Origin of the sequence: Pseudomonas sp. PS1(2021) (assembly GCF_020405165.1) — a bacterium.
Taxonomy (GTDB): Bacteria; Pseudomonadota; Gammaproteobacteria; order Pseudomonadales; family Pseudomonadaceae; genus Pseudomonas; species Pseudomonas aeruginosa.
In genome coordinates this window covers 6,293,359-6,318,889 of the sequence record NZ_CP084484.1, presented here as the reverse complement: position 1 = coordinate 6,318,889, position 25,531 = coordinate 6,293,359, and the positions used below count along the sequence as shown (strand labels likewise).

Sequence of the window (25,531 nt, the reverse complement as noted above, 5' to 3'; positions counted from 1 at the left end):
TCCGCCGCCGGGCTTCGGTGTATCGGCGGATAACGCCGATGGCATTATTCGCCCTACCCCAGGGGGCGGCATCGCGTAAGGCGAATAACCGCTCGCGGTTATCCGCCGCCGGGCTTCGGTGTATCGGCGGATAACGCCGGTGGCGTTATTCGCCCTACCCCAGGGGTCGGCATCGCGTAGGGCGCATAACCGCTTGCGGTTATCCGCCGTCGGGCTTCGGTGTATCGGCGGATAACGCCGATGGCGTTATCCGCCCCACCCCAGGGTTGGCGGCATCGCGTAGGGCGACGGCGCTTCGCTTCAGAAGGTGAATTCCATATTCAACGTCGGCGTCGAGGTGCGGCTGCCGGTGCCACCGTCGACGCCGAACTTGTTGTGCCAATACTCGTAGCCGACGCCGAGCCACAGGTTCGGCTGGCGCTTGTCGCCTGGCAGGGCGGCGACCATCAGGGCGGTGCGGACCAGGGTTTCCGCCGCGGTGTCCTTGTCGTTGTAGTCCTCGCCCTTCTCTCCCACGTAGTTGACGAAGCCCTGGAACTTCGCCGCATGGTTGCCGACCTTGAACGGCCGCATCCAGGTCAGGTTAAGCATGTAGGTGGTGTCGAAGGTGTGGTCGGGATGGCGCGCGCCGGGCACGCCGAAGTGGTTCTTCTCGCGGTAGTAGAGCAGGCTCAGGTCGAGCACGCCGGGACCGTTGAACTTGAGGGTCGGGCCGAACACCAGGGCGCGCTTCTTGGCCGAAGCCAGGTTGTTGTTGCGGCTGGCGTCGAAGCCCAGGGTGAAGGCGTAGTCCTTGACCAGGCCGGTGCCCAGCGGCCGGTCGAACACCCGCGAAGCGTAGAGCTGGTGGCGGTAGACCGCATAGACTTCGCTGCCACCATGGTCGGTGCCCTTGCGCGGGTCGCGGTTGTCGGAAAGGAACACATCGAGATTGAAGAAATTGCTGCCGTAGCGATAGCCGTCGGCGTGGGTGAAGCTGTAGATGCGCTTGGCGAACTTGTCCGGGTTGTTCGGGTTGGTGAATTGCTGGCCGTAACGGAAACCGACGCTGTTGCTCATCCATTCCAGCGCCATGCTCTCCCCGGCGCCGACGAGCGCGATCAGGGCGGCGGCGCCCTGCATCATCTTCTTCATGCTGTGTGTCCTGCTGGTTGCTTGTTGTTCTTGTGGCGACTCAGCCCCCGGTTTCGCGCCGGGGTCGCGGGGCAGTATCGGCACTTCGCCGCGCTGACCAAAGAACAGAATATCGAACATGCCGATGCCGAAACGGCATCAGCGGACGGGCAAGCTCGGGCAAGCCGTCTGGCATCGGCGCGAGCGCCGCTCAGGCCTCGTTCAGGCGCGCTTCCTCGCGTTCGCGCAGGCGCACTTCCTCGGCGATCTGCCGGGCCAGGGCGTCCACCGCCACCGGCAGGTAACGGCCGGTGCGCACGTAGAGGCCGAGGTCGCTGTGGATGCCGCCATTGTCTTTCAGCGGCAGGAAACGCAGCTCGCCCTGGGCGATGTCGGCCTCGATCCCCAGGCGGGTCTGGAAGGCGACGCCGAGCCCGCGCCGCGCCAGTTGTCGCGACAGCTCCAGGGAGCTGCTCTCCAGCACCGCCCGGCGCGGTTCGCGCAAACGGCGCTGGAGCGGCGCCAGCAGGTGATGGATGGACAGCTCGCTCTTGGCCATGATCAGGCCATGTTCGACGCAATCGGCGAAGGCGATGGCCTGGTGTCGCGCCAACGGGTGCTGCGGGGAGACGATGGCACCGAGGCGGAAATGGCCGACGCTGACCTGTTGCAGGTCGGCGCTGCGCGGCAGGGCGAAGGCCAGGCCGAGGTCGACCGCGCCACTGCTCACCGCCTCGGGTATCGCCTGGGAACCGAGCAGGGTGACGCCGACGGTGATGTCCGGGTAGCGTTCGCGCATCGCCTTGAGCACGCAGGGCAGCAGGTCGCTGGTCACCGCTTCGATGGTGGCGATCTCCACATGGCCGGTGCGCAGGCCTTGCAGCGCGTCCAGTTCGGAACGCACGCGCTCCATGTCCTGCAGGACCACGGTGACGTGGCGCGCGAAGATCTCCCCGGCTCCGGTCAGGCGCAGGCCGCCGGGCAGGCGGTCGAACAGCGGCGCACCGATCTCGTCCTCCAGCTTGAGGATCTGCCGGTTCACCGCCGACGAGGCGACGTTCAGGCGCCGCGCGGCTTCGCGGATCGAATGGCAGCGGCGAACCATGTCGAAGTAGTGGATCGCGGGCGCGTGGATATGCAGCTTGCGGCTCATGGCGGACCGAAGGGATGACGGAGCTGTCGACCTTCCGGGAAACGCCGGCGATTGGCAAGGGGAAGCGCCGCCTTGCCGACCCACGCGCAGGACGGATAACCGCCGTTGGCCCTCGGGGTATCGGCGGATAACGCCTGCGACGCCATTCGCCCTACCGCTAGCGCCGCCGGCGACCTACCGGGACGCCTGCTGCGACTCCACGCCAAGCTCGTCCCACACCGATTCGGCCAGGTGGAAGGTCGCGTTGGCCGCGGGAATACCGCAGTAGATGGCGCTCTGCATGATCACTTCCTTGATCTCGTCGCGGCTCACCCCGTTGTTCTTCGCCGCGCGCAGATGCAGCTTGAGTTCCTCGTTGCGGTTCATGCCGATCAGCATGGCGATGGTGACCAGGCTGCGGGTGTGTCGCGGCAGCCCCGGACGGGTCCAGATGTCGCCCCAGGCGTGGCGGGTGATCATCTCCTGGAACTCTTCGTTGAACGGCGTCAGGTTGGCCAGGCTGCGCTCGACATGGGCGTCGCCGAGCACCGCGCGGCGCACTTGCATGCCGGCTTCGTAGCGTTGTTTCTCGTCCATCGGCGGCTCCTCAGGCGGACAGCAGGAAATCGACCAGGCGGCGGCTGAAGGCGTCGCCCGCTTCGACGTTGGACAGGTGCGCGGCGGCGAACTCGACCAACTGCGCGTCGGCGATGCGCGCCTGCATGAAGCGGGCGTTGTCCGGAGTGGTCACGGCATCGTGGCTGCCGGCGACGATCAGCGTCGGCGCCTGGACCAGCCCGAGCTGCTCGCGGAAATCGGCGTCGCGTACCGCAGCGCAGTTGGCCGCGTAGCCCTGCGGCGAGGTGGCCGCGAGCATCGCGACGATGCGCTCGACCTGCGCCGGTTCGCGCTCGGCGAAGCCCGCGGTGAACCAGCGCGCCACCGAGGCGTCGCGCAGGTCACGCATGGCCTGCTCGCCGCCTTTCAGGACGGTATCGATGCGGGTGTTCCAGACCTCGTCGCTGGCAATCTTCGCCGCGGTGTTGCACAGCACCAGCCGGCCGAGCCGCTCGCCGGCGTGGATGCCCAGCCACTGGCCGATCAGGCCGCCCATGGACAGCCCGCAGAAATGCACGCGCGGCAGCTCGAGGGCATCGAGCAGGGCAAGCACGTCGGCGCCGAGCTGGCCGATGGCGTACGGTCCGGGGGTGACCAGCGAGGCGCCGTGGCCGCGGGTGTCGTAGCGCAGCACGCGGAAATGGGCGGTGAGTGCGGGGATCTGCGTGTCCCACATGCCCAGGTCGGTGCCCAGCGAGTTTGACAACAGCAGGACCGGCGCGCCGGCCGGTCCTTCCAGGGAGTAGTTCAGGTCGCCGTCGGCGAGGCGTACGGTTGGCACGAAGGGATCTCCAGTCAGGCGGGATGGGGTTCGAAGCCCAGGGCATGGTGTTCGGCGAGCGCGCGCTCGACCCAGGCGCGGGCCTGGCCGAGGTAATGGGCGGGATCGAGCAGGCGGTCCAGTTCGTCGCCGGACAACTCGGCGCTCACCCGCGCCTCTTCGCCGAGCACCGCGCGCAACTCGCGGCGCTGCTCGACGGCGCGGCGGCAGCACTGTTCCACCAGATGGTGCGCGGCTTCGCGGCCGATACGGCGGGCCAGGGCGATGCTCACCGCCTCGGCGAGCACCAGGCCGTGGGTCAGGCCAAGGTTGCGGCGCATCCGCTGGGCGTCCACCTCCAGGCCTTCGAGCAGGCCGATCGCCTGTTGCAGCGCGCCGGCAACCAGGCAACAGAGTTCCGGCAGGGTTTCCCACTCGGCGTGCCAGAGACCGAGGCTGCGCTCGTGTTCCTGCGGCATCGCCGCGAACAGGGTCGAGACCAGCCCCGGCGCACGGGTGGCGGCGGCGATCAGCACCGCGCTGCTCACCGGGTTGCGCTTGTGCGGCATGGTCGAGGAACCGCCGCGCCCGGCGCCGGCCGGCTCGAAGACCTCGCCGGCCTCGGTCTGCATCAGCAGGCTGACATCGCGACCGAACTTGCCGAGGCTACCGGCCACCAGGCCGAGCACGCTGGCGAATTCCACCAGGCGGTCGCGCTGGGTGTGCCAGGGTTGTTCGGGCAAAGCCAGGCCCAGCTCCTCGGCCAGCGCCGCGGCCACCGGCAGGGCCTGTTCGCCGAGCGCGGCGAGCGTCCCCGAGGCGCCGCCGAATTGCAGCACCAGCAGGCGCGGGCGCAACTCGCGCAGGCGCTGGCGGTGCCGGGTCAAGGCACCGAGCAGGCCGGCGAGCTTCATGCCCAGGGTCACCGGGGTGGCGTGCTGCAACCAGGTGCGCCCGGCCAGCGGCGTGTCGGCATGCCGTTCGGCCTGGTCCGCCAGGACCTCGGCAAGACGTTGCAGATCCTGCTCGAGCAAGGCCAGCGCACGGCGCAGTTGCAGCACCAGGCCGCTGTCCATGGCGTCCTGGCTGGTGGCGCCGAGATGCACGTAGCGCTCGGCCTCGGCGTCGCCAGCCGCCACCTGGCGGCCCAGCGCCTTGACCAGCGGGATCGCCGAGTTGCCGGCAGTGGCGACCGCCTCGGCCAGCGCCAGCGGGTCGTACAGTTCGGCGCGGCAGGCCGCCTCGATCGGCGCCACCGCCGTCGCGGGAACCACCCCGGTGCGCGCCTCGGCGCGGGCCAGGGCGGCCTCGAAGTCGAGCATGCCTTGCAGGCGGCCGCGGTCGGAGAACACCGCGCGCATCGGCGCCGCCATGAAATAGGCATCGAACAACTGGTTGGCGGGTACGTCGCTCATCGGTTTTCCTTTTCCCGGCCCGTCAGGGCTCGTCGTTCAGGTAGCTGACCTTGCGCAGGTCCGGCAGGCTCACGCAGACCAGCAGCGCCAGCAGGCACATGGCTGAAACATACCAGTAGAAGACGTTCTCCATCCCTACCGACTTCAGCCCCAGGGCGACGTACTCGGCCGAGCCGCCGAAGATCGCGTTGCCCACCGCGTAGGACACTCCGACGCCGAGGGCGCGCACCTCCGGCGGGAACATCTCGGCCTTGATCAGGCCGCTGATGGAGGTGTACAGGCTGACGATGGCCAGCGCCAGGATGATCAGGAAGAAGGCCATGTAGGGACTGCTCACGGTCTTCAGCGCGAGCAGGATCGGCAGGGTGCAGAGCGTGCCCAGGGTGCCGAACCAGAGCATCGAGGTCTTGCGCCCGATGCGATCGGAAAGCATGCCGAACAGCGGTTGCATCAGCATGTACGCCAGCAGGGCGAAGGTCATCACCGCGCTGGCGGTCTTGGCGCTCATCCCGGCGGTGTTGACCAGGTACTTCTGCATGTAGGTGGTGAAGGTGTAGAAGATCAGCGAGCCGCCGGCGGTGAAGCCGAGCACGGTGAAGAAGGCCCGCTTGTGCTTGAACAGCTCGGCGAAGGTGCCGGATTCCTTGCGCTCCAGGGTCGACTTCGAAGCGGTCTCGTTCAGCGAGCGCCGCAGCCAGAGGGCGATCACCGCGGTGATCGCGCCGATCACGAAGGGGATCCGCCAGCCCCAGGCGCGCAGTTCGTCCTCGCTCAGCAACTGCTGCAGGATCACCACCACCAGCACCGCCAGCAACTGTCCGCCGATCAGGGTGACGTACTGGAACGAGGCGAAGAAGCCGCGCTGGCCCTTGAGCGCCACCTCGCTCATGTAGGTCGCGCTGGTGCCGTACTCGCCGCCCACCGACAGGCCCTGGAACATCCGCGCCAGCAACAGCAGGGCCGGCGCCAGGGTGCCGATGCTGGCGTAGGTGGGCATGCAGGCGATCGCCAGGGAGCCGGCGCACATCATCACCACCGAGATCAGCATGGCGGTCTTGCGCCCGTGCTTGTCGGCGATGCGGCCGAACATCCAGCCGCCGATGGGGCGCATGAGGAAGCCGGCGGCGAAGACCCCGGCGGTGTTCAGCAACTGCACCGTGGGGTTGTCGGAGGGGAAGAAGGCCGGTGCGAAGTAGATCGCGCAGAAGGCGTAGACGTAGAAGTCGAACCATTCCACGAGGTTGCCGGAGGAGGCGCCGACGATGGCGAAGATGCGCTTGCGGCGTTCTTCGTTGCTGTACTGGTGAACAGGGGCAGTCATGCTGTTGTTCTCTCGACAGGGTCCGTTTCATCCTGACCGTGCGACGGAGCGTCCTGTTCCGCTGCACACGCGCCGCGCCGCCGCCGAAACATGGGCAGCGCCGCGCGACGCGCGCTCTTGATACCGGGCGGGCGACCCGGTTGTGCCAGTCAGACCCGCTCGATGGCCAGCGCCAGGCCTTGGCCGACGCCTACGCACATGGTCGCCAGGCCGCGCCGGCCGCCGCTCTTCTCAAGTTGATGGAGCGCGGTGAGGACCAGCCGCGCACCGCTCATCCCCAGCGGGTGGCCGAGGGCGATGGCACCGCCGTTCGGGTTGACCTCCTCACTGTCGTCGGCCACGCCCAGTTCGCGCAGGCAGGCCAGGCCCTGGCTGGCGAAGGCTTCGTTGAGTTCGATCACGTCGAAGGCGTCGATCGCCAGGTCCAGGCGCCGCAGCAGCTTGCGCACCGCCGGCACCGGGCCGATGCCCATGATCCGTGGGGCGACGCCGGCGCTGGCCATGCCCAGCACCCGCGCGCGCGGAGTCAGGCCGTGCTTCTCCACTGCCTCCGCGGAGGCCAGGACCAGCGCGGCGGCGCCGTCGTTGACCCCGGACGCGTTGCCGGCGGTGACGGTCCTCTCCGGCCCGTTGACCGGCTTGAGCCGGGCCAGCGCCTCCAGGGTGGTGTCGGGACGCGGATGCTCGTCGTGCTCGACCAGGGTGTCGCCCTTGCGCCCGCGAATCGTCACCGGGACGATTTCCTCGGCGAAGAAACCGGCCTCCTGCGCCCTGCCGGCGCGCTGCTGGCTGCGCAGGGCGAAGGCATCCTGGTCGGCACGCGACACGCGATAGTCGTCGGCGACGTTGTCGGCGGTCTGCGGCATCGGGTCGATGCCGTACTGCTCCTTCATCAGCGGATTGACGAAGCGCCAGCCGATGGTGGTGTCCTCGATCTTCTGGCCGCGCCCGAAGGCGCTATCGGCCTTGCCCATCACGTACGGCGCGCGCGACATCGACTCGACGCCGCCGGCGATGGCCAGCTCCATCTCGCCGCAGGCGATGGCGCGGAACGCCGTGCCGATGGCGTCCATCCCCGAGGCGCAGAGGCGGTTGAGGGTGACGCCGGGCACGCTCTCCGGCAAACCGGCCAGCAGCAGCGCCATGCGCGCCACGTTACGGTTGTCCTCGCCGGCCTGGTTGGCGCAGCCGAGGAACACCTCGTCCAACGCCGACCAGTCGACCCCCGGGTTGCGCTCGACCAGGGCCTTCAGCGGCACCGCCGCGAGGTCGTCGGCGCGCACCGCGGAAAGACTGCCGCCGAAACGGCCGATCGGCGTGCGCACGGCATCGCAGATGAATACCTCGCGGCTCATTCGTCGCTCCCCTTCTGTCCATGGGCGGCCGCGGTGCGCGCCTCGAGGTCGCGCAGCGCGGCGAGTTCGACCTCGCTCGGCGCGGGCGTCTCGGCGACCCGCTCGGCGAAGCGGATCGCCCAGCCGGTGGCCTCGACCACCTGCTCGCGGGTCACGCCCGGATGCAGCGAAGTGACCACGAACTCGTTGCTGCCGGCTTCCGGCTCCATGATGCACAGGTCGGTGATGATCGCCACCGGCCCCTTGCCCGGCAAGCCCAGGCGCTGGCGCGAGTCGCCGCCCTCGCCATGGCCGACCGAGGTGACGAAGGCCAGCTTGTCGACGAAGGTGCGGTGCGACTGCTTGAGGATGATCAGCACTTCCTTGGCGCTGCCGGCGATTTCCGGCGCGCCGCCGGCTCCCGGCAGGCGCACCTTGGGCTGGCGGTAGTCGCCGATCACGGTGGTGTTGATGTTGCCGAAGCGGTCGACCTGGGCCGCGCCGAGGAAGCCGACGTCGATCCGTCCGCCCTGCAGCCAGTAGCGGAAGATCTCGCCGGTGGGGACCACGGTATCGGCGGTCTCGGCCAACTCGCCGTCGCCGATGGACAGCGGCAGGACGCTGGGCTTGGCGCCGATCGGCCCGGACTCGTAGATCAGCACGACGTCCGGCGAGGAAGTCAGGCGCGCCAGGTTGGCGGCCTTCGACGGCAGGCCGATGCCGACGAAGCACACCGCGCCGTTGTGCAGGCGGCGGGCGGCGGCCACGGTCATCATCTCGTTGGTGCTGTAGCTGCTCATCGCTTGCCCTCCGCGAGCTTGGCCTGGAAGGCGCCGAAATCCTCGGTCCCCCGGATGTATTCGTCGATCCACGCGGTGAAGCTTTCGCGGTCGCGGGCGATCGGGTCCCAGTCCTGGTAGAAGCGGTTGTCGCGCTCGTAGTAGCCGTGGGCATAGGACGGATGCGCGCCGCCGGGCACCAGGCACACGGCGCTGAGCGCCCAGCTCGGCAGGACGCAGGCGTTCATCGGGGCGTCCAGTTCGTCGACGATCTCCTCGACGGTGACGATGCAGCGCTTCGCCGCCAGGGCCGCTTCCTTCTGCACGCCGAGGATGCCCCAGAGCAGAACGTTGCCCTTGCGGTCGGCCTTCTGCGCGTGGATCACGCTGACGTCCGGGCGCACCGAGGGCACCGCCGCCAGCACTTCGCCGGTGAACGGGCAGGTGACGCTGCGGATCAGCGGGTTGACCTTCGGCAGGTCGGAGCCGGCGTAGGCGCGCAGCACTGCGAAGGGCAGCCCGGAGGCGCCGGCGACATAGGCGTTGGCGAGGTCGGCGTGGCTGTGTTCCTCGATCTCCAGCGGTTGCGGCCAGCCCTTCTCCACCGCGTCGCGCAGGCGGTGCAGCGAACCGACGCCGGGGTTGCCGCCCCAGGAGAACACCAGCTTCTTCGCGCAGCCTGCACCGATCAGCAGGTCGTAGACCAGGTCGGGAGTCATGCGGATCAGCGTCAGGTCTTTCCTGCCCTGGCGGATCAGCTCGTGGCCGGCGGCCGTCGGGATCAGGTGAGTGAAGCCTTCGAGGGCGACGCTGTCGCCATCGTGGACGAAGCGTCGCACCGCTTCGCGCAGGGAGAGGATTTCAGCCATCGGTCGGGTCTCGTCTTGTTGTGCGCTGCCTGGACGGCACGTGACGAGAACCTTACGCCGGGGTCCGAGGGCTCACAATCCGATAATCGATTAACAGTTCGATAATCGAACAGAACGTTAGCAAGCATCCGATCGACCGAAGCCGTCGCCTCATTCGTCGCTGTGGATCACCACCAGCAATTCCGCCTGGGTCTCCCCCAGGGAGCGGATGCGGTGCGGCTTCTGTGCGTTGAAATGCAGGGCGTCGCCGCGCTCGAGGATGATCCGCTGGTTCATGAAGTCGACCTCGACCTGGCCCTCATGGACGAAGATGAACTCTTCGCCGAGGTGCTCCTTGAACGTCGAGTGACTGAAATCGCGCGGGGGGTGGACGATGAACGGCAACAGCGCGCGGGCGCCGATCTGCTGCGCGAGGGAGGCGTAGGCCGGGCCGTCGTCGCCGCTGGACAGCGACTTGCGCTGGTCGCGACGAACGATGCTGTAGCCGTCGACACCGTCGCTTTCCTCGGAGAACAGCTCCTCCACCTGCACGTTCAACGCCTTCGCCAGCTTCAGCGCGGCGGCAATGGACGGCGTGTTCAGCCCGCGCTCGACCTTGGACAGGTAGCTCTTGGTCAGGCCGGTCTTGTCGGCCAGGGTCTCCAGCGTGACCCCGAGTTTTTTTCTCAGCAATTTCAAGCGCATGGACATTGAGGACAGCCTTCTCCCGATGGCGATGAAACTTTTCTCTTGCTAATGACACTTTGTGTCATATAACTTGATCCGTGTCATTTACAGCCGGGTCGTTGCGTGGCGCGCAACTGCCTGGCGTTTCCCCCGACTCGCTCCGTCAAAGGAACCTCGCATGGCTACGACACTGGAATTACCCAAGGATCAACTGATCCAGCACGCGCTGAAGCAGATGAAAAGCAGCCTCGGCGATAATACGTGGACTGACCGGCAAAAGCTGGCCCTGACCTGCCGGATTCTCTTCGAGGCCGGCCACGACTCCGGGCTCGCCGGGCAGATCACCTCGCGCGGCCCGGAGGCGGGGACCTACTACACCCAGCAACTGGGCCTGGGCTTCGACGAGATCAGCGCCGGCAACCTGCTGCTGGTCGACGAAGACCTCAACGTCCTCCACGGGCACGGCATGGCGAATCCGGCCAATCGCTTCCACAGCTGGGTCTATCGCGCCCGCCCGGACGTCAACTGCATCATCCACACCCACCCGCTGCACATCGCCGCGCTGTCGACTCTGGAAGTACCGCTGCAGGTCTCGCACATGGACCTTTGCCCGCTATACGACGACTGCGCCTTCCTCAAGGACTGGCCGGGCGTGCCGGTAGGCAACGAGGAAGGCGAGATCATCTCCGCCGCCCTCGGCGACAAGCGCGCCATCCTGCTCTCCCACCACGGCCTGCTGGCCACCGGTGCGAGCATCGAGGAGGCCTGCGTGATCGCGGTGCTGCTCGAGCGCGCGGCGAAGATGCAGTTGCTGGCGATGGCCGCCGGGGAGATCAAGCCGATCCCGCCGGCCCTGGCGCGCGAGGCCCACGACTGGATCTCCACCCCGAAGCGCCACGGCGCCGCATTCAACTACTACGCCCGGCGCTGCCTGCCGCGCAACAGCGACTGCCTGAGCTGAACGACCTTTCCCACCAGGTCCGTCCTGGCATTTCCCACTCAATGTCACGGGTACATCCAATGTCCGCATCCATCCACGGCATCATCGGCTACACCATCACCCCCTTCGCCGCCGACGGAGGTCTCGACCTGCCGGCCCTCGGCCGCTCCATCGAGCGCCTGATCGACGGCGGCGTGCACGCCATCGCCCCGCTCGGCAGCACCGGCGAAGGCGCCTACCTGAGCGACCCGGAATGGGACGAGGTGGTCGACTTCACCCTGAAGACCGTCGCCCATCGCGTGCCGACCATCGTCAGCGTCTCCGACCTGACCACCGCCAAGACCGTGCGCCGCGCGCAGTTCGCCGAATCCCTCGGCGCCGAGGCGGTGATGGTCCTGCCGATCTCCTACTGGAAGCTCAACGAGGCGGAAGTGTTCCAGCACTACCGCGCGGTGGGCGAAGCCATCGGCGTGCCGGTGATGCTCTACAACAACCCGGGCACCAGCGGCATCGACATGTCGGTGGAACTGATCCTGCGCATCGTCCGCGAAGTGGACAACGTGACCATGGTCAAGGAGAGCACCGGCGACATCCAGCGCATGCACAAGCTGCGCCTGCTCGGCGAAGGCCGGGTGCCCTTCTACAACGGCTGCAACCCGCTGGCGCTGGAGGCCTTCGTGGCCGGCGCGAAAGGCTGGTGCAGCGCCGCGCCGAACCTGATCCCGACGCTCAACGGCCAGCTCTACCAGGCGGTGCTCGACGGCGACCTGGAGAAGGCCCGCGCGCTGTTCTACCGGCAGTTGCCGCTGCTCGACTTCATCCTCCGCCGGGGCCTGCCGACCACCATCAAGGCCGGCCTGGGCCTCTCCGGCCTGGAGGTGGGGGCGCCGCGCCTTCCGGTGCAGGCGCTGGATACCGAGGGCTGTCGGTATCTGCAGGGGTTGTTGGAAGAGCTGCGCTGATCACCCCGTCAGCGCTTTGACCCGACGGGCCCGGACGACTTGGGGCCCGTCGTTTTTTTTGCCGACGCGCAGCGCGCTCAGCGCGCCGCCCAGGCATTGAAACGCTGTTCCAGCTCCTCGCCGTGGTCCACCCAGAACTCGGCATCCACCGCCCGCGCGCCTTCGAGGTTGGCCGGCGCGGTCGGCAGCGCCTCCTGCACCGTCTTCGGCAGCAACGCCAGGGTGCCCTTGTGTACCGGCCCGTAGGGGATCTGCTCGGAGAACACCTTCTGCGTCTGCGGCTGGCTGGCGAAGGCGATGAATTTCTCCGCCAGCGCCTTGTTCGGCGTGCCCTTCACCACCGCCCAGTACTCCGGATCGTAGAGACTGCCGGGCCAGACGATGGCCAGTTTCACCCCCTCCTTCTGCGCAGCGGCGATGCGCCCGTTGTAGGCCGCGCTCATCACCACGTCGCCGGCCGCCAGCCATTGCGGCGGCTGGGCGCCGGCCTCCCACCACTGGATGTTCGGCTTGAGCTGGTCGAGCTTGGCGAAGGCGCGGCTGACCCCCTCCGGGGTGGCAAGTACCTTGTAGAGGTCCTCCGCCTTCACCCCGTCGGCCAGCAACGCCACTTCCAGGGTGTACTTGGCGCCCTTGCGCAGGCCACGCTTGCCGGGGAACTCGCGGACGTTCCAGAAATCCGCCCAGGACTGCGGCGCCCTGGCCAGCTTCGTCGAGTCGTAGGCCATCACCATCGACCAGACGTAGGTGGCCACCCCGCACTCGCTGAAAGTGCCGGGGACGAACTGCGCGGGGTCGCCGAAACGCGCCGGGTCGAGGCGTTCGAACAGCCCCTCGTCGCAGCCGCGGAGCAGTTCGGGGCTCTCCACCTCGACCACGTCCCAGCTGACCTTGCCGACGTCGACCATGGCCTTCACCTTGGCCATTTCGCCGTTGTATTCGCCGGCGACCACCTGCCCGCCGCCGCTTCGCTCGAAGGGTTTGAAATAGGCCTGTTCCTGGGCGGCCTTGGTCGCGCCGCCGAAGGAGATCACAGTCAGGCTCTGGCTCTGCGCCTGGGCCGCCGCGGCGAACGCCAGGCCGAACAGGGACAACCGGGAAAACACGTGTGCGTACTGGTGCAAGGACTTGAACATGGAACACTCCCACAGCCGATTGGCATTGTTGTGATGTTGCTGAGGCAGTTGCCGACCAGAGGCCGAAACGGTTCCGCGCGCGGTCGCCAGGCGCCGCATCGTCGTTATGGGGGGACGCTCCGTGTCGCAGGCGACCCGGCCGAGGCCGGGCCGCCGGGGCGCGTCAGAGCACGCCGATCTCGCGCGCGGTGCGATCCACCGCGATACGGGTCTTGTCGATCAGTTCGTCGATCTCGGCACGCCCGGCCACCAGCGCCGGGGCCATGATCATGCGGCCGAGGGTGGAGCGGATGATCACGCCCTCCTCGAAGCCGATGGTGCGGCAGCGCCAGGCCAGATCGTTCTCGTTGGCGAAGCGCTTGCGGGTCACCTTGTCCTCGGCGAACTGCAGCGCGGCGACGAAGCCGGCGCCCTGGACCTCGCCGACCAGCGGATGGTCGCCGAAGACCTCGCGCAGGCAGCGTTGCAGGTAGGGTCCAGTCTCCTCCCTGACCCGCGTGACCACGCCCTCGTCGCGCAGCGCCTTGAGGTTGGCGATGGCCACCGCCGCCGCCACCGGGTGGCCGGAATAGGTCAGGCCGTGGGCGAACACCCCGCCCTGCTCCACCAGCACCTCGGCGATGCGCTTGCCGAGTACCAGGCCGCCCATGGGGATGTAGCCGGACGTCAGGCCCTTGGCGATGGACAGGGTGTCCGGCTGGAAGCCGAAGTGTTCGTGGGCGAACCATTCGCCGGTGCGGCCGAAGCCGCCGATCACTTCGTCGGCGCACAGCAGCACGTCGTACTGCCGGCAGATGCGCTGGATCTCCGGCCAATAGCTTTGCGGCGGGAAGATCATGCCGCCGGCGCCCTGGAAGGGCTCGGCGACGAAGGCGGCGACGTTCTCCGCGCCCAGTTCGAGGATCTTCTCCTCCAGTTGCAGCGCCGCGCGGCGACCGAACTCGGCCGGGCTCAGCTCGCCGCCGTTGGCGTACCAGTAGGGTTCGTCGATGTGGGCGAAGTCCGGCAGCATGCCGCCCATCTCGTGCATGAACTTCATCCCGCCGAGCGCGGTGCTGCCCAGGGTCGAGCCGTGGTAGCCGTTCCAGCGGCCGATCATGATCTTCTTCTGCGGCTTGCCGAGGATCTGCCAGTAGCGCCGCACGGTACGGATCAGCACCTCGTTGGCCTCGGAGCCGGAGTTGGTGTAGATCGCGTGGCTGTAGTGGTCCGGCAGCAGGCTGAAGAGCATCTCGGAAAGCTCCACCACCGCCGGGTGGGTGGTGTGGAAGAACATGTTGTAGTACGGCAGTTGTTCCAGCTGGCGGCTGGCGGCGGCGGCGAGGTCCTGGCGGCCGTAGCCGAGGTTGGTGCACCAGAGGCCGGACATGCCGTCCAGGTAGCGCTTGCCGTCGTTGTCCCAGAGCTGCAGGCCATCGCCGCGGACCATCACCCGCGGGCCTTCGCGGTTCAGCGCCTTCTGGTCGAGGAAGGCGTGGATGTGGTGCGCGGCGTCCAGTTGCTGGTAGTCGCGGGTGTCGCGCTGCGGGTTGAGCTGAGCGGTCATCGTCTGTGTTCTCCTTGTTCCCTTGGCGCGTCAGGCCGAAGGGGATTGCAGGGGATCGAGGGCGACGGACTTGCCCTGGGCAGTCTCACCGGCCGTCTCGAGCGGTTCGGGTACGAAGAGGGGCTTGCGCATCACGCCCTTGATCCACACCACCGCCACCAGCGAGACCACGCCGAGCACCACGCCGGCGCTGGCGAAGATCCGTCCGGTCATTTCCGGGGTCGGCGAGACGTGGACCACCGCGTAGATCATCCCGGCGATGCCGAACAGTTGCGGCAGCGGGTAGAACGGCGTGCGGAACGGACGGGCGATGTGCGGATAGCGACGGCGCAGGGCCAGCACGTCGACGTGGGCGATGATGTAGGCCAGCAGCCAGGCCAGCGCGGCGGCGAGCAGCAGCAGGTTGATCGAGTCCGGGTCCTGGCCGAGGATCAGGATCGGCAGGCCGGTGATCGCGGCGACGAACAGCACCGCCACCCAGGGCGTGCGCGCCCGCCGGCTGAGCTGCTTGAATTGCGGGAAGGCCTGGCCGTTCTGCGCCATCCCGTAGAGCATCCGCGGGATCGCCGCCAGCGACGAGTTGAGGGTGCTGCAGGTGGCGGTGATCGCGGCGATCACCAGGAACAGCTGGCCGTACTCGCCGAACACGCGGTTGGCGAAGAGGAAGTGTGGCAGCGGGTCGCCGGCCAGTTCCGCCTGCGGGATGCACAGCAGCGCACCGAAGCAGTAGAGGGCGATGGTCAGGAAGATGATGCTCAGGCCGAGGATCATCGAACGCGGGATGTTGCGCTCCGGACGCCGCGTCTCCTCCACCAGCGGGCAGACGAACTCGGCGCCGACGAAGCCCCACACGGCCATCGCGGTGAGCGCCAGGGCGCTTACCCCGAGCGGGTTCCAGCCGCTCGCCAGGGCGGTCTGCGCGGAAGCGTGGTCGCTGCTCACCGCACCCAGGCCGAGCACCAGCAGGACGATCATCATCAGCAGCGCCAGCGCGCTCTGCAGGCGCGCGAAGATGTCGATGCCGAGCAGGTTGAGCAGGGTGAACAGGCCGAGCACGCCGTAGGCCACCAGCATCGGCGGCAGCGCGCCGGGGTAGACCTTGCCGATGATCAGGTCGAGCAGCAGCAGTTCCGCCGAGAGGGCGAACATCGCCACCACCACGTAGCCGGAAAAGGTCGCCAGGATCGCCGGGAAATGCCCGATGGCCACCTCGGTGTAGCTGCTCAGGCTACCGGCGCGGGGAATCATCAGGGCCAGCTCGGAAAAGGAAAAGGCGTAGCTCAGCGCCAGCAGGTAGGCCACTCCCAGCGGCACGATGAAGCCCAGGCCGGCCGTCCCGGCGCCTTGCAGCATCAGTACCATCACGCCCTGGGAAACCACCAGGCCGATGGCCACCGCCAGCAGCGGTCCCAGCCCGAGCACGCGGCGCAGGGCCGGCTCACGCACGTTCGGCGTGTCGTTCATTCGATCGTCCTCTTGTTGTCGTTATCGGCATCGAGTCGTGTCGCGTCCGTCGCGTCTTCAGCGCAACTGGAACCAGGTCGTCTTCAACTGGGTGTACTTGTCGAAGGAATGCAGCGACAGGTCGCGACCGAAGCCGGACTGCTTGCCGCCGCCGAAAGGCACCGCGACGTCCAGCGCGTCCACGGTATTCACCGACACCGTTCCGGCATTCAAGCGCCGCGCCACCCGGTGCGCACGGTGCAGGTCGTCGCTCCACAGCGAGGCGGCGAGGCCGTAGCGGCTGTCGTTGGCCAGGCGGATGGCCTCGTCCTCGGAGTCGAAGGCGCTGATCGCCAGCACCGGACCGAAGATTTCCTCGCGGGCCAGCTGCATGTCCGGGCGTACGTCGCCGAACAGGGTCGGTTCGATGAAGTTGTCCGAACCGTTGATCGTCAACTGGCGACCACCGCCGAGCAGGGTCGCGCCCTCGCCTTGCGCCCGCTCGATGGCGGCAAGGATCCCGGCGGTCTGCCGGCGGTCGACGATGGCGCCGGCGCGGCTGGCCGGGTCCAGCGGATCGCCCGGCTGCCAGTCGCGGGCCTTGGCCAGCAGGCGCTCGACGAACTCGTCGTGGATCGAACGCTCCACCAGCAAGCGCGAGTTCGCCGAACAGACCTCGCCCTGGTTGAAGAAGATGCCGAAGGCGGCCTTTTCCGCCGCCAGGTCAAGATCGCGGCAATCGGCGAACACCAGGTTCGGACTCTTGCCGCCGCACTCCAGCCAGACCTGCTTGAGGTTGGATTGCGCGGAATACTGCATGAAGTACTTGCCGACCTCGGTGGAGCCGGTGAACACCAGTGCGTCCACCTCCGGGTGCAAGCCGAGGGCCTTGCCGGCCTGCTCGCCGAGGCCCGGCACCACGTTCAGCACGCCTTCCGGCACCCCCGCCTCCAGGGCCAGCTCGGCCAGGCGCAGGGCGGAGAACGGCGACTGCTCGGCCGGCTTGAGCACCACCGAGTTGCCGGCGGCCAGGGCCGGGGCGAGCTTCCAGGCGGCCATGTCGAGCGGGAAGTTCCACGGCACCACCGCGCCGATCACCCCCAGCGGCACGCGGGTAATGGTGGCCAGGGTCTGCTGGGCGGTCGGCGCGACCTGGTCGTAGAGCTTGTCGAGGCTTTCCGCATACCAGGCGAAGACGTGGGCGGCGCCGGGTACATCGATGTTCCAGGCGTCCATCACCGGCTTGCCCATGTTCAGCGAGTCGAGCAGCGCCAGCTCTTCGCGATGGGCCAGCATCAGCTCGGCCAGGCGCAGCAGCACGCGCTTGCGCTCGACCGGGGCGAGACGCGCCCAGGGGCCTTCGTCGAAGGCGCGGCGGGCGGCGGCCACTGCCGCGTCGACGTCGGCCGCATCGCAGGCCGCGACCCGCGCCAGCAGGCGATTGCTCGCCGGATCGATGGCGTCGAAGGTAGCGCCGCTGGCGGCTGGACGCTGGCGGCCGCCGATCAGGGCCTGGTCGATGAAGCGCTGTGTCGCGGCGCGCCGTTGCCAATCGCTGAGTTCGAACACCCCACCTTCTCCTTGTTATCTCGCCGGTCTGCGCCGGTCGTGGTTCTGCACGCATGGCCCGGACCGCCGGGAGGCGGACCGCTGTCCATGGGGTCGATGGGGAAGGATGGTCGCGCAAGCCGCGGCGAAGGAAAATTATTAAAAATGTCCTCGGGACATAAGAAAAAGCTGGCCAGGCGTGCCCCGGCAAAGTGCGTCGTGCTGGGTTATCGTGCAGGCGGGCAATCGTCGTCGCGGCCAGCGCCGCGACGCCCGGCAGCGGCCTGCAACTTGCTTGCAGCGCGGCGGACACAACAATCGAGGCGCGCACGCCCGGCCCGGGGAGGATGATGCGCCGATGAGGTCTTGCAGTGGCGTCCTATACCTTGCGGCAACTCAAGTATTTCGTGACCACCGTGGAATGCGGCAGCGTGGCCGAGGCCTCGCGCAAGCTGTACATCGCCCAGCCGTCGATCTCCACGGCGGTGAAGGGTCTGGAGGAAAGCTTCGGCGTGCAGCTGTTCATCCGCCACCACGCCCAGGGCGTGTCGCTGACCCCCGCCGGCGCGCGCTTCTACCGCAAGGCCCAGGAACTGCTGCGGATGGCTCACGAGTTCGAGCAGAACGCCCTGGCCGATAACGACGTGATCGCCGGGCAGATCGACATCGGCTGCTTCGAGACGGTCGCCCCGCTCTACCTGCCGGGCCTGATCGCCGGCTTTCGCCAGGCCTATCCGGGGGTGGAGATCCGCATACGCGACGGCGAGCAGCAGGAACTGGTGCAAGGCCTCACCTCCGGGCGCTTCGACCTGGCCTTCCTCTACGAGCACGACCTCGACTCGACCATCGAGACCGAGCCGCTGATGCCGCCGCAACGACCCCACGCGCTGCTCCCCGAAGGGCACCGCTTCGCCGGGCAGGCGCAAGTGTCGCTGCGCGACCTGTGCCTGGAACCGATGATCCTGCTCGACGTGCAGCCCAGCCGCACCTATTTCGTCAGCCTGTTCGAGGAACTCGGCCTGACGCCGAACATCGCCTTCAGCTCGCCGTCCATCGAGATGGTGCGCGGCATGGTCGGCCAGGGCTTCGGCTTCTCCCTGCTGGTCACCCGCCCGCATTCGGAATGCACCTACGACGGCAAGAAGGTGGTCATGGTCGACCTCGCCGAGCCGGTGTCCACCTCCGGGCTCGCCGCCGCCTGGCTGAAACGCGCGCAACTGACCAAGCCGGCACGATTGTTCGTCGACTACTGCCGGGAGCAACTGGGCAAGCTTGCCGAGCGCCGGCACTGACCCTCAGCTTTCCGACATTCCAAGAGGAACTTTCTTTCTGACAAAGACGAATCCGATGACTGTGGCAAAAAGCCTCCGTTGCTAGGGTGGCCGGCGCTCCGGACCACCCCGGTCCGGCAGTCCGGCAGCGCCCAGGGATCGATGGACATTCGGGCCTGCCGCCTCATCGATGAATCATCATGGAGAGTCAGATGAAGAAGTTCCTGTTGCCCGCCCTGCTGTTCGCCGCGGCCTCGCTGACCGGCTGCGCCAGCTACAACGTCAGCCAGCCCATCGCCCCGGTGGCCGGCGCGGTGAAAACCGACCTCAAGGCCGACGTCGCCGTCGGCGAGCCGATCAGCGGAGACTCCTCGGTCAATATCCTGTTCGGCTTCCTCAAGTTCGGCGGCGACAGCCAGTTCGCCGACGGCGTCACCTACGGCGCAGAAAGCGGCTCGGGCCTGAGCCTCGGCGCCTTCGACCCGGTGTCCTCGGCCAAGGCCGCCGCCGCGTTCAAGGCGGTGAAGAACTCCAATGCCGACCTGATCGTGGCGCCGCGCTACGAGGTTTCGGTGAACGACTACTTCCTGTTCAAGAAGGTCGACGTCAAGGTCACCGGCAGCAAGGGCACCATCCGCTCCATCCGCTGAGTTCCGTTAGCCTATCGGCGGCTCAGGCTGCCGAAGCGGGATTCCATCCGGTCAGTGCAACTCCGCCTTCCCCAAGGCGTTTCCAGGCCGTCATGCTCCGCCACGCGCTAGGACATGACGGCCCTTTTTACCCCTCCCGCGCCGCCTCAGGCACAATCCCCCGACGCCACCGGCCAGGGGAACGCGGATGCTGATCGACGAAGAAATCACCCTCAAGAAGCTGGAAACCTTCCTCGCCTTCATGCGCACCGGCAACCTGGCGCGCGCGGCGGCGGAACTGGGCACCAGCAACGTCAGCGTGCACCGCGCCATCCACTCGCTGGAAAGCGCCCTGCGCTGCCCGCTGTTCAAGCACGAGGGACGCAACCTGACCCCGCTGGAAAGCGCCTACGTGCTCGAGGAGCGCGCGCAGAAGCTGGTCCAGGAGGTACTCGACACGGTGCGCCTGACCCGCGAGGCGGCCGGCTTCTCCGCCGAGCGTTTCAAGCTCGGCGCGCTCTATTCGCTGACGGTGAAGACCGTGCCGCAACTGATCATGGGCCTCAAGCTGCGACGCAGCGCGCTGAACATCGACCTGATCCTCGGCTCCAACGTCGATCTGTTCTACCAGCTGAAGAACATGGAGCTGGACGCCATCCTGGTGTCGCTCAACGACAGCGTCAGCGATCCCGACTGCGAGCACCTGCCGCTGTTCTCCGATGACATCTTCCTCGCCGTGCCGGTGGACTCGCCCTACGCCAGGCTCGCCGAGATCGATCTCAGCACCCTGCGCGACACGCCCTTCGTCACGCTCACCCAGGGCTTCGCCACCCATCAGGACGGCACCCGGGTGTTCCAGCAGGCCGGCTTCGAACCGCAGATCGCCATGCAGGTGAACGACATATTCACCCTCCTCAGCATGGTCAGCTCGGGGGTCGGCCATGCGCTGCTGCCCAAACGCATCGAGGCGGTCTACGAGAACCGCGTGCGGCTGATCCCGCTGCAACCGCGCTATCGCCTGCAGCAGCACATCGGCGTGGTGTTCCTCAAGGCCAAGGAGCGCGACCCGAACCTGCTGGCGTTGCTCGCGGAGTGCCGGATGTACAGCCTGCGCCTGGAGCAGGAGGCGGCGGGATAGCGGACGGAAGTCCACATTACCGCTGGCCCGCTGACCTCTCCCCAACCCTCGCCCTTCAGGAAGAGGGTGCCCGGACGAGCCCGCTCACCCAACCAGGCCGCGCACGCTGAAATACAGCAGCGACGGCCCCAGCAGGCAACCGATGGCGGTATAGAACGCCGCGGTCAGGCAACCGTAGGGCACCAGCTTCGGGTCGGTGGCGGCGAGGCCGCCGGCGACGCCGCTGGAGGTGCCCATGAGACCACCGAAGATCACCGCCGTACGTGGATTGTTCAGGCCGATGTAGGGCGCGACGAAAGGCGTCAGGACCATCACCAGGATCGCCTTCACCAGCCCGGCGGCGATGCTCAGCGCCATCACCTCGGAGCTGGCCCCCAGGGCGGCGCCGGTCACCGGTCCGACGATGTAGGTGACCGCGCCGGCGCCGATGGTGGTCAGGCTGACCGCATCGGTGTAGCCGAACGCCATGGCCACCGCGACCCCGGCGACGAACGACGAACCGACTCCGAGGAACAGCGACACCACCCCGGAAACCCCTGCCCGACGCAGTTCCTCGACATTCACCCCGAAGGCCGTGGCGACGATGGCGAAGTCGCGCAGCATGGCGCCGCCCAGCAGGCCGATACCGGACATCAGGGGCACGTCCACCAATCCTTTCTGCCCGCCGGTGGCGACGCCGCCGACGTAGGACAGCACCAGGCCGAGGAAGATCGCGATCGCCGAGCCGTGCAGGCGCCCGCGGGTGAGGCGCGCCGACAACCAGTAGGACACCGCCATGGTCACGCCGATGATGGCGAAGCCGCTGATCAGGCCGTAGCCATTGATGACTTTGTTCAGGGACTCGAACATGGCGCTCACCCCTGCACGCTGGTGCGCGGTTTCAATGGCGGGGCGCCTTCGGCTTTCTTCCGGCCGAAGCGGTCGAGCAGCGGGACCAGGGCGAAGGCCACGGCGACCGCGGCGATGCCGGCGAGGATAGCGGCCGGCCCGCCGCTCAGCGCGCCGAGGACATTCTGCTGGGCGGCCATGGCGACCACGATGGGAATGTAGACCGCGCTCCAGAACTCCACGCCCTGCTCGGTCTTCGCCGAGAGCAGGCCACGCTTGCCCAGGTAGCTGCCGACGAAGATCAGCAGCAGCATGGCGATGCCGACGCCACCGACGTTGGCCGGCACGCCGAGCAGCACGCCAAGGATCTCGCCGATGAACAGCCCGGCGAGGGTACACAGAGACAGCAGTGCGACACCGTAGATAATCATTATTGTTGTCCTCGGTTGCGGATCGATGTTGTTGTTTTTATGCCTCGAACGAACGCTTATCGGGTTCTCTTTTCCTCCTCGCGCAACAGCGCGTCCAGGGTATCCGCCCGGGAGCCTTCGAAGGCCGGCGTGGCGCAGCCGAACAGAGGCCGCGCCAGACCGCTGAGGACCCGTCCCGGCGGCAGCTCGAGATGCAGGCGGGCACCGCGCTCGTAGGCGCTGCGCAATGTCGCCAGCCACTCGACGCGGCGCGCCATGTTGCCGGCGAGATCGTCGGCCAGCGCGGCCGGTTCGGCGACCAGGCGCGCCCGGCTGCTGCTCAGGTAGGGCACGCGCGGCCGATGCAGGCGGATGCCGGCGAAGGCTTCGGCCAGGCGCGCGGCCGGTTCGTCGAGCAGCGCACAGTGCGACGGTACGCTCACCGCCAGGCGCTTCGCCGCGCTGGCGCCGGCGGCACGGGCGCGTTCGGCGAGGGCGGCCAGAGCCGCTTCGCTGCCGGCCACCACCAGTTGCCGCTCGGCGTTGACGTTGGCCAGGTAGAGCGGCGGGTGCTCGCGCCGCACCGCCAGGATCAGCGCTTCCAGTTGCGCCTGTTCGAGACCGAGGATGGCGCTCATCCCGTAGCCCTCGGGCCAGGCGGCCTGCATCAGTTCGCCACGCAGCGCCACCAGACGCAGCGCGTCGTCGAAGTCCAGCGCGCCGGCTACCACCGCCGCCGGATAGGCGCCGATGGACAGCCCGGCGACCAGCCCCGGCCGATGCCCGCGCGTCTCCAGCAGGCGGCTGGCGGCGACCCCGGCGATCAGCAGGCACAACTGCACCGCGCGGGTGCCGCGCAAGGCCTCGGCGCTCTCCAGTTCGGCCGGCGCCTGGCCGAGACAGTCCGCCGCCTGCTCCAGGCAGGCGCGCACCGGCGGTTCGTCGGGCAAGGCCGCGAGCATGCCGGGACGTTGGGCGCCCTGGCCGGGATAGGCGAACAGCACGCTCATGCCTCGACCTCCGCGATCCGCCAGGGGTCTTCCAGCAACAGCGGCGCCTCGCTGCCTTTCGCCAGCACCCGGGGCCGACCCTCGGCCCATTCGCGCAGGGCCACGCCGCCCGCCGGGGTCTGCAGTTGCAGGTCGATCCGGCAGGGACACTGCTCGAAGCACTGCAGCAGGCGCAGCGCGTCATCGCGCGGGAACGGGCGCGGGGTGCGCAGCAGCAGGTCGAGGTCGCTGTCCGGATGCAGCACGGCGACCCCGCTGGCCAGCTCGAAACCGGCGCCGCCGGTCACGCCCCAGGCCAGTCCCAGCGCGTTCAGCGGCGCACGCAGGTCGCGCAAGGCACGCCAGGCCGGCAGATCGCGCAGCATCGCCGGCTCGCGCTGGCCCAGCGCTTCCGGGCGCAAGCGCCGGGTGATTGCCGCCAACGGCATCCAGCCGGCCCAGCGCTGCTCCCGCGCCAGGCCGCGCACGCCGATGGCCACCCGCGCGGGATCTGCCGGCGCACGGCGCACCACCACCGGCCAGCCGGCCTTCAGTGCCGCGCAGACCCAGGCCGGAGCATTCTCCGGCAAATGCGCCGGCGCCATGCCCAGGAGCAAGTCATGGGGTTCCGGCCCTGCCCTGCGACGCATCGGATCAGGAGCGAGCCGTCGCCGGCTGGAGCCCCGCTGTGAGCTGTTCGCGATGACCACGGCTCGCTCCTGAATTCACCACTGCTCGCGCAGCAGCCGGCGCACCCGCGCCGACGCCTCGCGGTTGGCCGCGCCGAGGCGGCCGCCGAGGTCGCGCGGGCCGCCGAGGATATCGGCCAGGGCCTCGCCCAGGCAGGTGCGGACCCGCACCAGGTCCGCCGTCGACGGCACCTCGACGGTCTCCACCGGAAGGGTCCTCCAGAGCAGGCCGAGCGACGCGTAGCTGTCGATGTCGTAGGCCATCGGCGGCACCTTCGCCGCCAACGCCTCCAGTTCCTCGACGCTGCGCAGGGTGATCCGCGCGGCGGCGGCCTTGCCCATGGCGTGGACCATCACCCCCGGATCGTGCAAGGCGATCAGGCGGTTGGCCTGGTAGCCGTGGGCGAGGAACGCGCCGGACATCGCCTTGCCCACCAGCAGGCCGATCAGCGGATGCCCGGCGAGTCGGGCGCGGGCGTAGGCATCCACCGCCCCGGCCAGCGCCTGGTGGATACCCAGGGCCTCCTCGCGGCGGCCGTAGGCCTGGCTCGGCACGTCGACGATGGCCAGCAGCGCGCGCTTGCGTGGCGCCTCGCGGTCGGCCTCCAGCGCCTCGTCGACGGCGGCGGCCAGGCCCCAGCCCTCGAGCAGCCCGACCTCGCCCTGGCGAGCGCGCGGGAACGGATTGTCGGGATCGGGCACGACGGCCAGGAAACGCACCGGGTAGCCGTCCAGCTCGGCATCGGCGACGCGCAACGAAGCAGGATCGCCGGGACGCGGCGCGAGGCTACCGGCCAGCGCCTGGAACCAGGCCAGGCCACGGGAAGCGAACGGTTGGCTCATGTTGCATCTCCTTGGCCCAGCCCCTGGTACAGCCGGCGCACGCCGGCGGCATCCGGTTGCTCGGCGGTATCGAGGTCGCCCAGCCGCCGCAGGTAATCCTCGGCGCGGCGGCAGCGCGGCCGTGCCGGCAGGCCCTTGGCGAAATACGCGAGTACCGAGGTGCGTACCTCATCGAGGTCGTCGGCCAGGTAGGCGTCGGCGAGACCGCTGGCGAAGCGCTGCTCGCCGCCGGTGAGGCTCCAGATGAACGGCCGGTCGCGCGAGTCGTATTCAGCGATGCCGGCCTCCTGTTCGATCACCTGCGGACCGTTCAAGCCGAGGCGCGCCTCGCGGGTCACCAGCACGTAGCTGCACAGCCCGGCGGCGATGGACATGCCGCCGAAGCAGCCGACCGGCCCGGCAATCACCGCCACCACCGGCTGGTAGCGCTGCAGATCGACGATGGCCGCCTGGATCTCGGCGATCGCCGCCAGTCCGAGGTTGGCTTCCTGCAGGCGCACGCCACCGGTTTCCAGCAACAGCAGGGCCCGGGTCGGAACGCCGTTGCGATTGTCCTCGGCGGCCAGCTCCAGCGCGCCGGCGATCTTCGCTCCGCTGACTTCGCCAAGGCTGCCGCCCTGGAAAGCACCTTCGATGGCGGCGAGCACCGCCGGCTGGCCGTCGAGGAGGCCACGGGCGACCACTACCCCATCGTCGGCCTGGGGCACGATGCCCTGTCGTTCCAGCCAGGGCGACTGCACGCCGGCGAAGGGATCGAGCAACTCGCGGAAGCTGCCCGCGTCAAGCAGGGCACGGGCGCGTTGGCGCGCTCCCAGTTCGGTGAAGCTGCGCAGCGCCAGCAGGCGGGCGACGTCAGTCATGGCCAGCCTCCTCCAGTGCCTGCTCCAGGCGCAGGCGGACCACCCCGGGAGTGGCGCCGAAATCGTGGATGCGGATCGACGCGGCCGGCGCCGTGGACGCCGCGAAGACCCGCGCGAAGAGTTGTTGCCAGCGCGGGCCGCTGCCGTTTACCGAGGTCACCACCTGGATGCTCAGCGCGCCTCCGGCGGCCGGCTCGAGCAGCACCTCCAGGTCGCCGGAGCCGACGCAGCCGGCCAGGGCGCGACCGCGCGCCGGAGCGCCGGCGGGAAATTCGAAGGTCAGGGTTTCCAT

General features: G+C 68.4%; 26 protein-coding genes. 5 read left to right on the top strand and 21 right to left on the bottom strand.

All coding sequences use genetic code 11. The features are described from left to right. Positions 1-300: 300 nt before the first annotated feature. From LE197_RS30035 to LE197_RS29990, 10 genes are all read right to left on the bottom strand, one after another. Entirely contained in the window at positions 301-1,134 is an 834-nt protein-coding gene (locus tag LE197_RS30035; RefSeq protein ID WP_003101885.1) for a hypothetical protein, read from the bottom strand. 190 nt (positions 1,135-1,324) lie between these two features. Beyond that, the gene (locus tag LE197_RS30030; protein ID WP_003084073.1) at positions 1,325-2,266 is read right to left on the bottom strand and encodes a LysR family transcriptional regulator; all 942 of its coding nucleotides are present in this window, start codon (positions 2,264-2,266) and stop codon (positions 1,325-1,327) included. Positions 2,267-2,440: 174 nt separating this feature from the next. Further along, positions 2,441-2,842 carry a 4-carboxymuconolactone decarboxylase gene (gene pcaC / locus LE197_RS30025; RefSeq protein ID WP_003084072.1) on the bottom strand — a complete coding sequence of 134 codons (402 nt, stop codon included), beginning with the start codon at positions 2,840-2,842 and terminating at the stop codon, positions 2,441-2,443. Between the two features lie 10 nt (positions 2,843-2,852). Continuing rightward, positions 2,853-3,644, bottom strand: coding sequence for a 3-oxoadipate enol-lactonase (pcaD, locus tag LE197_RS30020; RefSeq protein ID WP_003084070.1), 792 nt, complete (start codon positions 3,642-3,644; stop codon positions 2,853-2,855). A 14-nt stretch (positions 3,645-3,658) separates the two neighbouring features. Then, positions 3,659-5,038: a 3-carboxy-cis,cis-muconate cycloisomerase gene (locus tag LE197_RS30015; RefSeq protein WP_003112675.1), complete on the bottom strand. Its 1,380-nt coding sequence runs from the start codon at positions 5,036-5,038 to the stop codon at positions 3,659-3,661. 22 nt (positions 5,039-5,060) lie between these two features. Continuing rightward, positions 5,061-6,359 (bottom strand): MFS family transporter, encoded by a 1,299-nt coding sequence (locus tag LE197_RS30010; protein WP_003101889.1) that lies wholly within the window; start codon positions 6,357-6,359, stop codon positions 5,061-5,063. Between the two features lie 149 nt (positions 6,360-6,508). Then, positions 6,509-7,714: a 3-oxoadipyl-CoA thiolase gene (gene pcaF, locus LE197_RS30005; RefSeq protein WP_034009402.1), complete on the bottom strand. Its 1,206-nt coding sequence runs from the start codon at positions 7,712-7,714 to the stop codon at positions 6,509-6,511. Continuing rightward, positions 7,711-8,493: a CoA-transferase subunit beta gene (locus LE197_RS30000; RefSeq protein ID WP_003084062.1), complete on the bottom strand. Its 783-nt coding sequence runs from the start codon at positions 8,491-8,493 to the stop codon at positions 7,711-7,713. The genes pcaF and LE197_RS30000 overlap by 4 nt, the downstream gene beginning before the upstream one ends. After that, a complete protein-coding gene (locus LE197_RS29995; RefSeq protein ID WP_003084060.1) occupies positions 8,490-9,341 on the bottom strand; it encodes a CoA transferase subunit A in 852 nt (283 codons plus the stop codon). Before LE197_RS29995 ends, LE197_RS30000 begins: the two co-directional genes overlap by 4 nt. A 150-nt stretch (positions 9,342-9,491) precedes the next feature. After that, positions 9,492-10,031, bottom strand: coding sequence for a helix-turn-helix domain-containing protein (locus LE197_RS29990; RefSeq protein WP_003084057.1), 540 nt, complete (start codon positions 10,029-10,031; stop codon positions 9,492-9,494). 154 nt (positions 10,032-10,185) lie between these two features. Here LE197_RS29990 and LE197_RS29985 point away from each other — a divergent pair, with 154 nt between their 5' ends. Both LE197_RS29985 and LE197_RS29980 read left to right on the top strand, forming a co-directional pair. Further along, positions 10,186-10,968: an aldolase gene (locus tag LE197_RS29985; RefSeq protein ID WP_003084054.1), complete on the top strand. Its 783-nt coding sequence runs from the start codon at positions 10,186-10,188 to the stop codon at positions 10,966-10,968. A gap of 59 nt (positions 10,969-11,027) precedes the next feature. Next, positions 11,028-11,909, top strand: coding sequence for a dihydrodipicolinate synthase family protein (locus LE197_RS29980; RefSeq protein WP_003101895.1), 882 nt, complete (start codon positions 11,028-11,030; stop codon positions 11,907-11,909). Positions 11,910-11,986: 77 nt separating this feature from the next. On the opposite strand, the gene LE197_RS29975 is transcribed toward LE197_RS29980, so the two are convergent. The 4 genes from LE197_RS29975 to LE197_RS29960 all read right to left on the bottom strand — a co-directional run bounded on the left by LE197_RS29975 (position 11,987) and on the right by LE197_RS29960 (position 17,603). Next, on the bottom strand, positions 11,987-13,045 hold the full coding sequence (locus LE197_RS29975) for an ABC transporter substrate-binding protein (RefSeq protein ID WP_003101898.1): 1,059 nt from the start codon (positions 13,043-13,045) through the stop codon (positions 11,987-11,989). Positions 13,046-13,208: 163 nt separating this feature from the next. Further along, complete coding sequence (locus LE197_RS29970; protein ID WP_003112673.1) at positions 13,209-14,591, bottom strand: aspartate aminotransferase family protein; 1,383 nt, start codon at positions 14,589-14,591, stop codon at positions 13,209-13,211. Between the two features lie 30 nt (positions 14,592-14,621). Next, on the bottom strand, positions 14,622-16,055 hold the full coding sequence (locus LE197_RS29965) for an APC family permease (RefSeq protein WP_003084045.1): 1,434 nt from the start codon (positions 16,053-16,055) through the stop codon (positions 14,622-14,624). Positions 16,056-16,112: 57 nt separating this feature from the next. Beyond that, complete coding sequence (locus LE197_RS29960; RefSeq protein WP_003112672.1) at positions 16,113-17,603, bottom strand: aldehyde dehydrogenase; 1,491 nt, start codon at positions 17,601-17,603, stop codon at positions 16,113-16,115. 350 nt (positions 17,604-17,953) lie between these two features. On the opposite strand from LE197_RS29960, the gene LE197_RS29955 reads away from it, so the two are divergent. The 3 genes from LE197_RS29955 (at position 17,954) to LE197_RS29945 (ending at position 20,620) form a co-directional block, all read left to right on the top strand. After that, positions 17,954-18,874: a LysR substrate-binding domain-containing protein gene (locus tag LE197_RS29955; protein WP_003084035.1), complete on the top strand. Its 921-nt coding sequence runs from the start codon at positions 17,954-17,956 to the stop codon at positions 18,872-18,874. Between the two features lie 191 nt (positions 18,875-19,065). Next, the gene (locus LE197_RS29950) at positions 19,066-19,503 is read left to right on the top strand and encodes a hypothetical protein (protein WP_003101914.1); all 438 of its coding nucleotides are present in this window, start codon (positions 19,066-19,068) and stop codon (positions 19,501-19,503) included. Positions 19,504-19,690: 187 nt separating this feature from the next. Further along, positions 19,691-20,620, top strand: a complete 930-nt coding sequence (locus LE197_RS29945; RefSeq protein WP_003084019.1) for a LysR substrate-binding domain-containing protein — start codon at positions 19,691-19,693, stop codon at positions 20,618-20,620. A gap of 84 nt (positions 20,621-20,704) precedes the next feature. Here the strand turns inward: LE197_RS29945 and madM are convergent, their stop codons facing one another. Genes madM through LE197_RS29910 form a run of 7 tightly spaced genes read right to left on the bottom strand, consistent with a single transcriptional unit; the run spans position 20,705 to position 25,531 of the window. Further along, entirely contained in the window at positions 20,705-21,469 is a 765-nt protein-coding gene (gene madM / locus LE197_RS29940; RefSeq protein ID WP_003084016.1) for a malonate transporter subunit MadM, read from the bottom strand. A 5-nt stretch (positions 21,470-21,474) separates the two neighbouring features. Further along, positions 21,475-21,879 (bottom strand): malonate transporter subunit MadL, encoded by a 405-nt coding sequence (gene madL, locus LE197_RS29935; protein WP_003084010.1) that lies wholly within the window; start codon positions 21,877-21,879, stop codon positions 21,475-21,477. A 56-nt stretch (positions 21,880-21,935) separates the two neighbouring features. Continuing rightward, the gene (gene mdcH, locus LE197_RS29930; RefSeq protein WP_003112670.1) at positions 21,936-22,868 is read right to left on the bottom strand and encodes a malonate decarboxylase subunit epsilon; all 933 of its coding nucleotides are present in this window, start codon (positions 22,866-22,868) and stop codon (positions 21,936-21,938) included. Further along, positions 22,865-23,557, bottom strand: a complete 693-nt coding sequence (locus LE197_RS29925) for a malonate decarboxylase holo-ACP synthase (RefSeq protein WP_003118606.1) — start codon at positions 23,555-23,557, stop codon at positions 22,865-22,867. Before LE197_RS29925 ends, mdcH begins: the two co-directional genes overlap by 4 nt. A 15-nt stretch (positions 23,558-23,572) precedes the next feature. Beyond that, the gene (gene mdcE, locus LE197_RS29920; protein WP_003112668.1) at positions 23,573-24,379 is read right to left on the bottom strand and encodes a biotin-independent malonate decarboxylase subunit gamma; all 807 of its coding nucleotides are present in this window, start codon (positions 24,377-24,379) and stop codon (positions 23,573-23,575) included. Next, positions 24,376-25,239, bottom strand: a complete 864-nt coding sequence (locus tag LE197_RS29915; protein ID WP_003084003.1) for a biotin-independent malonate decarboxylase subunit beta — start codon at positions 25,237-25,239, stop codon at positions 24,376-24,378. The genes mdcE and LE197_RS29915 overlap by 4 nt, the downstream gene beginning before the upstream one ends. Continuing rightward, entirely contained in the window at positions 25,232-25,531 is a 300-nt protein-coding gene (locus LE197_RS29910) for a malonate decarboxylase subunit delta (RefSeq protein ID WP_003084001.1), read from the bottom strand. The genes LE197_RS29915 and LE197_RS29910 overlap by 8 nt, the downstream gene beginning before the upstream one ends.

What these genes read in the sequence shown, in the direction of transcription:
- LE197_RS30035 (WP_003101885.1), bottom strand. Translation starts at nt 1,134, where the DNA reads ATGAAGAAGATGATGCAGGGCGCCGCCGCCCTGATCGCGCTCGTCGGC.
- LE197_RS30030 (WP_003084073.1), bottom strand. Translation starts at nt 2,266, where the DNA reads ATGAGCCGCAAGCTGCATATCCACGCGCCCGCGATCCACTACTTCGAC.
- pcaC (WP_003084072.1), bottom strand. Translation starts at nt 2,842, where the DNA reads ATGGACGAGAAACAACGCTACGAAGCCGGCATGCAAGTGCGCCGCGCG.
- LE197_RS30015 (WP_003112675.1), bottom strand. Translation starts at nt 5,038, where the DNA reads ATGAGCGACGTACCCGCCAACCAGTTGTTCGATGCCTATTTCATGGCG.
- LE197_RS30010 (WP_003101889.1), bottom strand. Translation starts at nt 6,359, where the DNA reads ATGACTGCCCCTGTTCACCAGTACAGCAACGAAGAACGCCGCAAGCGC.
- pcaF (WP_034009402.1), bottom strand. Translation starts at nt 7,714, where the DNA reads ATGAGCCGCGAGGTATTCATCTGCGATGCCGTGCGCACGCCGATCGGC.
- LE197_RS30000 (WP_003084062.1), bottom strand. Translation starts at nt 8,493, where the DNA reads ATGAGCAGCTACAGCACCAACGAGATGATGACCGTGGCCGCCGCCCGC.
- LE197_RS29995 (WP_003084060.1), bottom strand. Translation starts at nt 9,341, where the DNA reads ATGGCTGAAATCCTCTCCCTGCGCGAAGCGGTGCGACGCTTCGTCCAC.
- LE197_RS29990 (WP_003084057.1), bottom strand. Translation starts at nt 10,031, where the DNA reads ATGTCCATGCGCTTGAAATTGCTGAGAAAAAAACTCGGGGTCACGCTG.
- LE197_RS29985 (WP_003084054.1), top strand. Translation starts at nt 10,186, where the DNA reads ATGGCTACGACACTGGAATTACCCAAGGATCAACTGATCCAGCACGCG.
- LE197_RS29980 (WP_003101895.1), top strand. Translation starts at nt 11,028, where the DNA reads ATGTCCGCATCCATCCACGGCATCATCGGCTACACCATCACCCCCTTC.
- LE197_RS29975 (WP_003101898.1), bottom strand. Translation starts at nt 13,045, where the DNA reads ATGTTCAAGTCCTTGCACCAGTACGCACACGTGTTTTCCCGGTTGTCC.
- LE197_RS29970 (WP_003112673.1), bottom strand. Translation starts at nt 14,591, where the DNA reads ATGACCGCTCAGCTCAACCCGCAGCGCGACACCCGCGACTACCAGCAA.
- LE197_RS29965 (WP_003084045.1), bottom strand. Translation starts at nt 16,055, where the DNA reads ATGAACGACACGCCGAACGTGCGTGAGCCGGCCCTGCGCCGCGTGCTC.
- LE197_RS29950 (WP_003101914.1), top strand. Translation starts at nt 19,066, where the DNA reads ATGAAGAAGTTCCTGTTGCCCGCCCTGCTGTTCGCCGCGGCCTCGCTG.
- LE197_RS29945 (WP_003084019.1), top strand. Translation starts at nt 19,691, where the DNA reads ATGCTGATCGACGAAGAAATCACCCTCAAGAAGCTGGAAACCTTCCTC.
- madM (WP_003084016.1), bottom strand. Translation starts at nt 21,469, where the DNA reads ATGTTCGAGTCCCTGAACAAAGTCATCAATGGCTACGGCCTGATCAGC.
- madL (WP_003084010.1), bottom strand. Translation starts at nt 21,879, where the DNA reads ATGATTATCTACGGTGTCGCACTGCTGTCTCTGTGTACCCTCGCCGGG.
- mdcH (WP_003112670.1), bottom strand. Translation starts at nt 22,868, where the DNA reads ATGAGCGTGCTGTTCGCCTATCCCGGCCAGGGCGCCCAACGTCCCGGC.
- mdcE (WP_003112668.1), bottom strand. Translation starts at nt 24,379, where the DNA reads ATGAGCCAACCGTTCGCTTCCCGTGGCCTGGCCTGGTTCCAGGCGCTG.
- LE197_RS29915 (WP_003084003.1), bottom strand. Translation starts at nt 25,239, where the DNA reads ATGACTGACGTCGCCCGCCTGCTGGCGCTGCGCAGCTTCACCGAACTG.
- LE197_RS29910 (WP_003084001.1), bottom strand. Translation starts at nt 25,531, where the DNA reads ATGGAAACCCTGACCTTCGAATTTCCCGCCGGCGCTCCGGCGCGCGGT.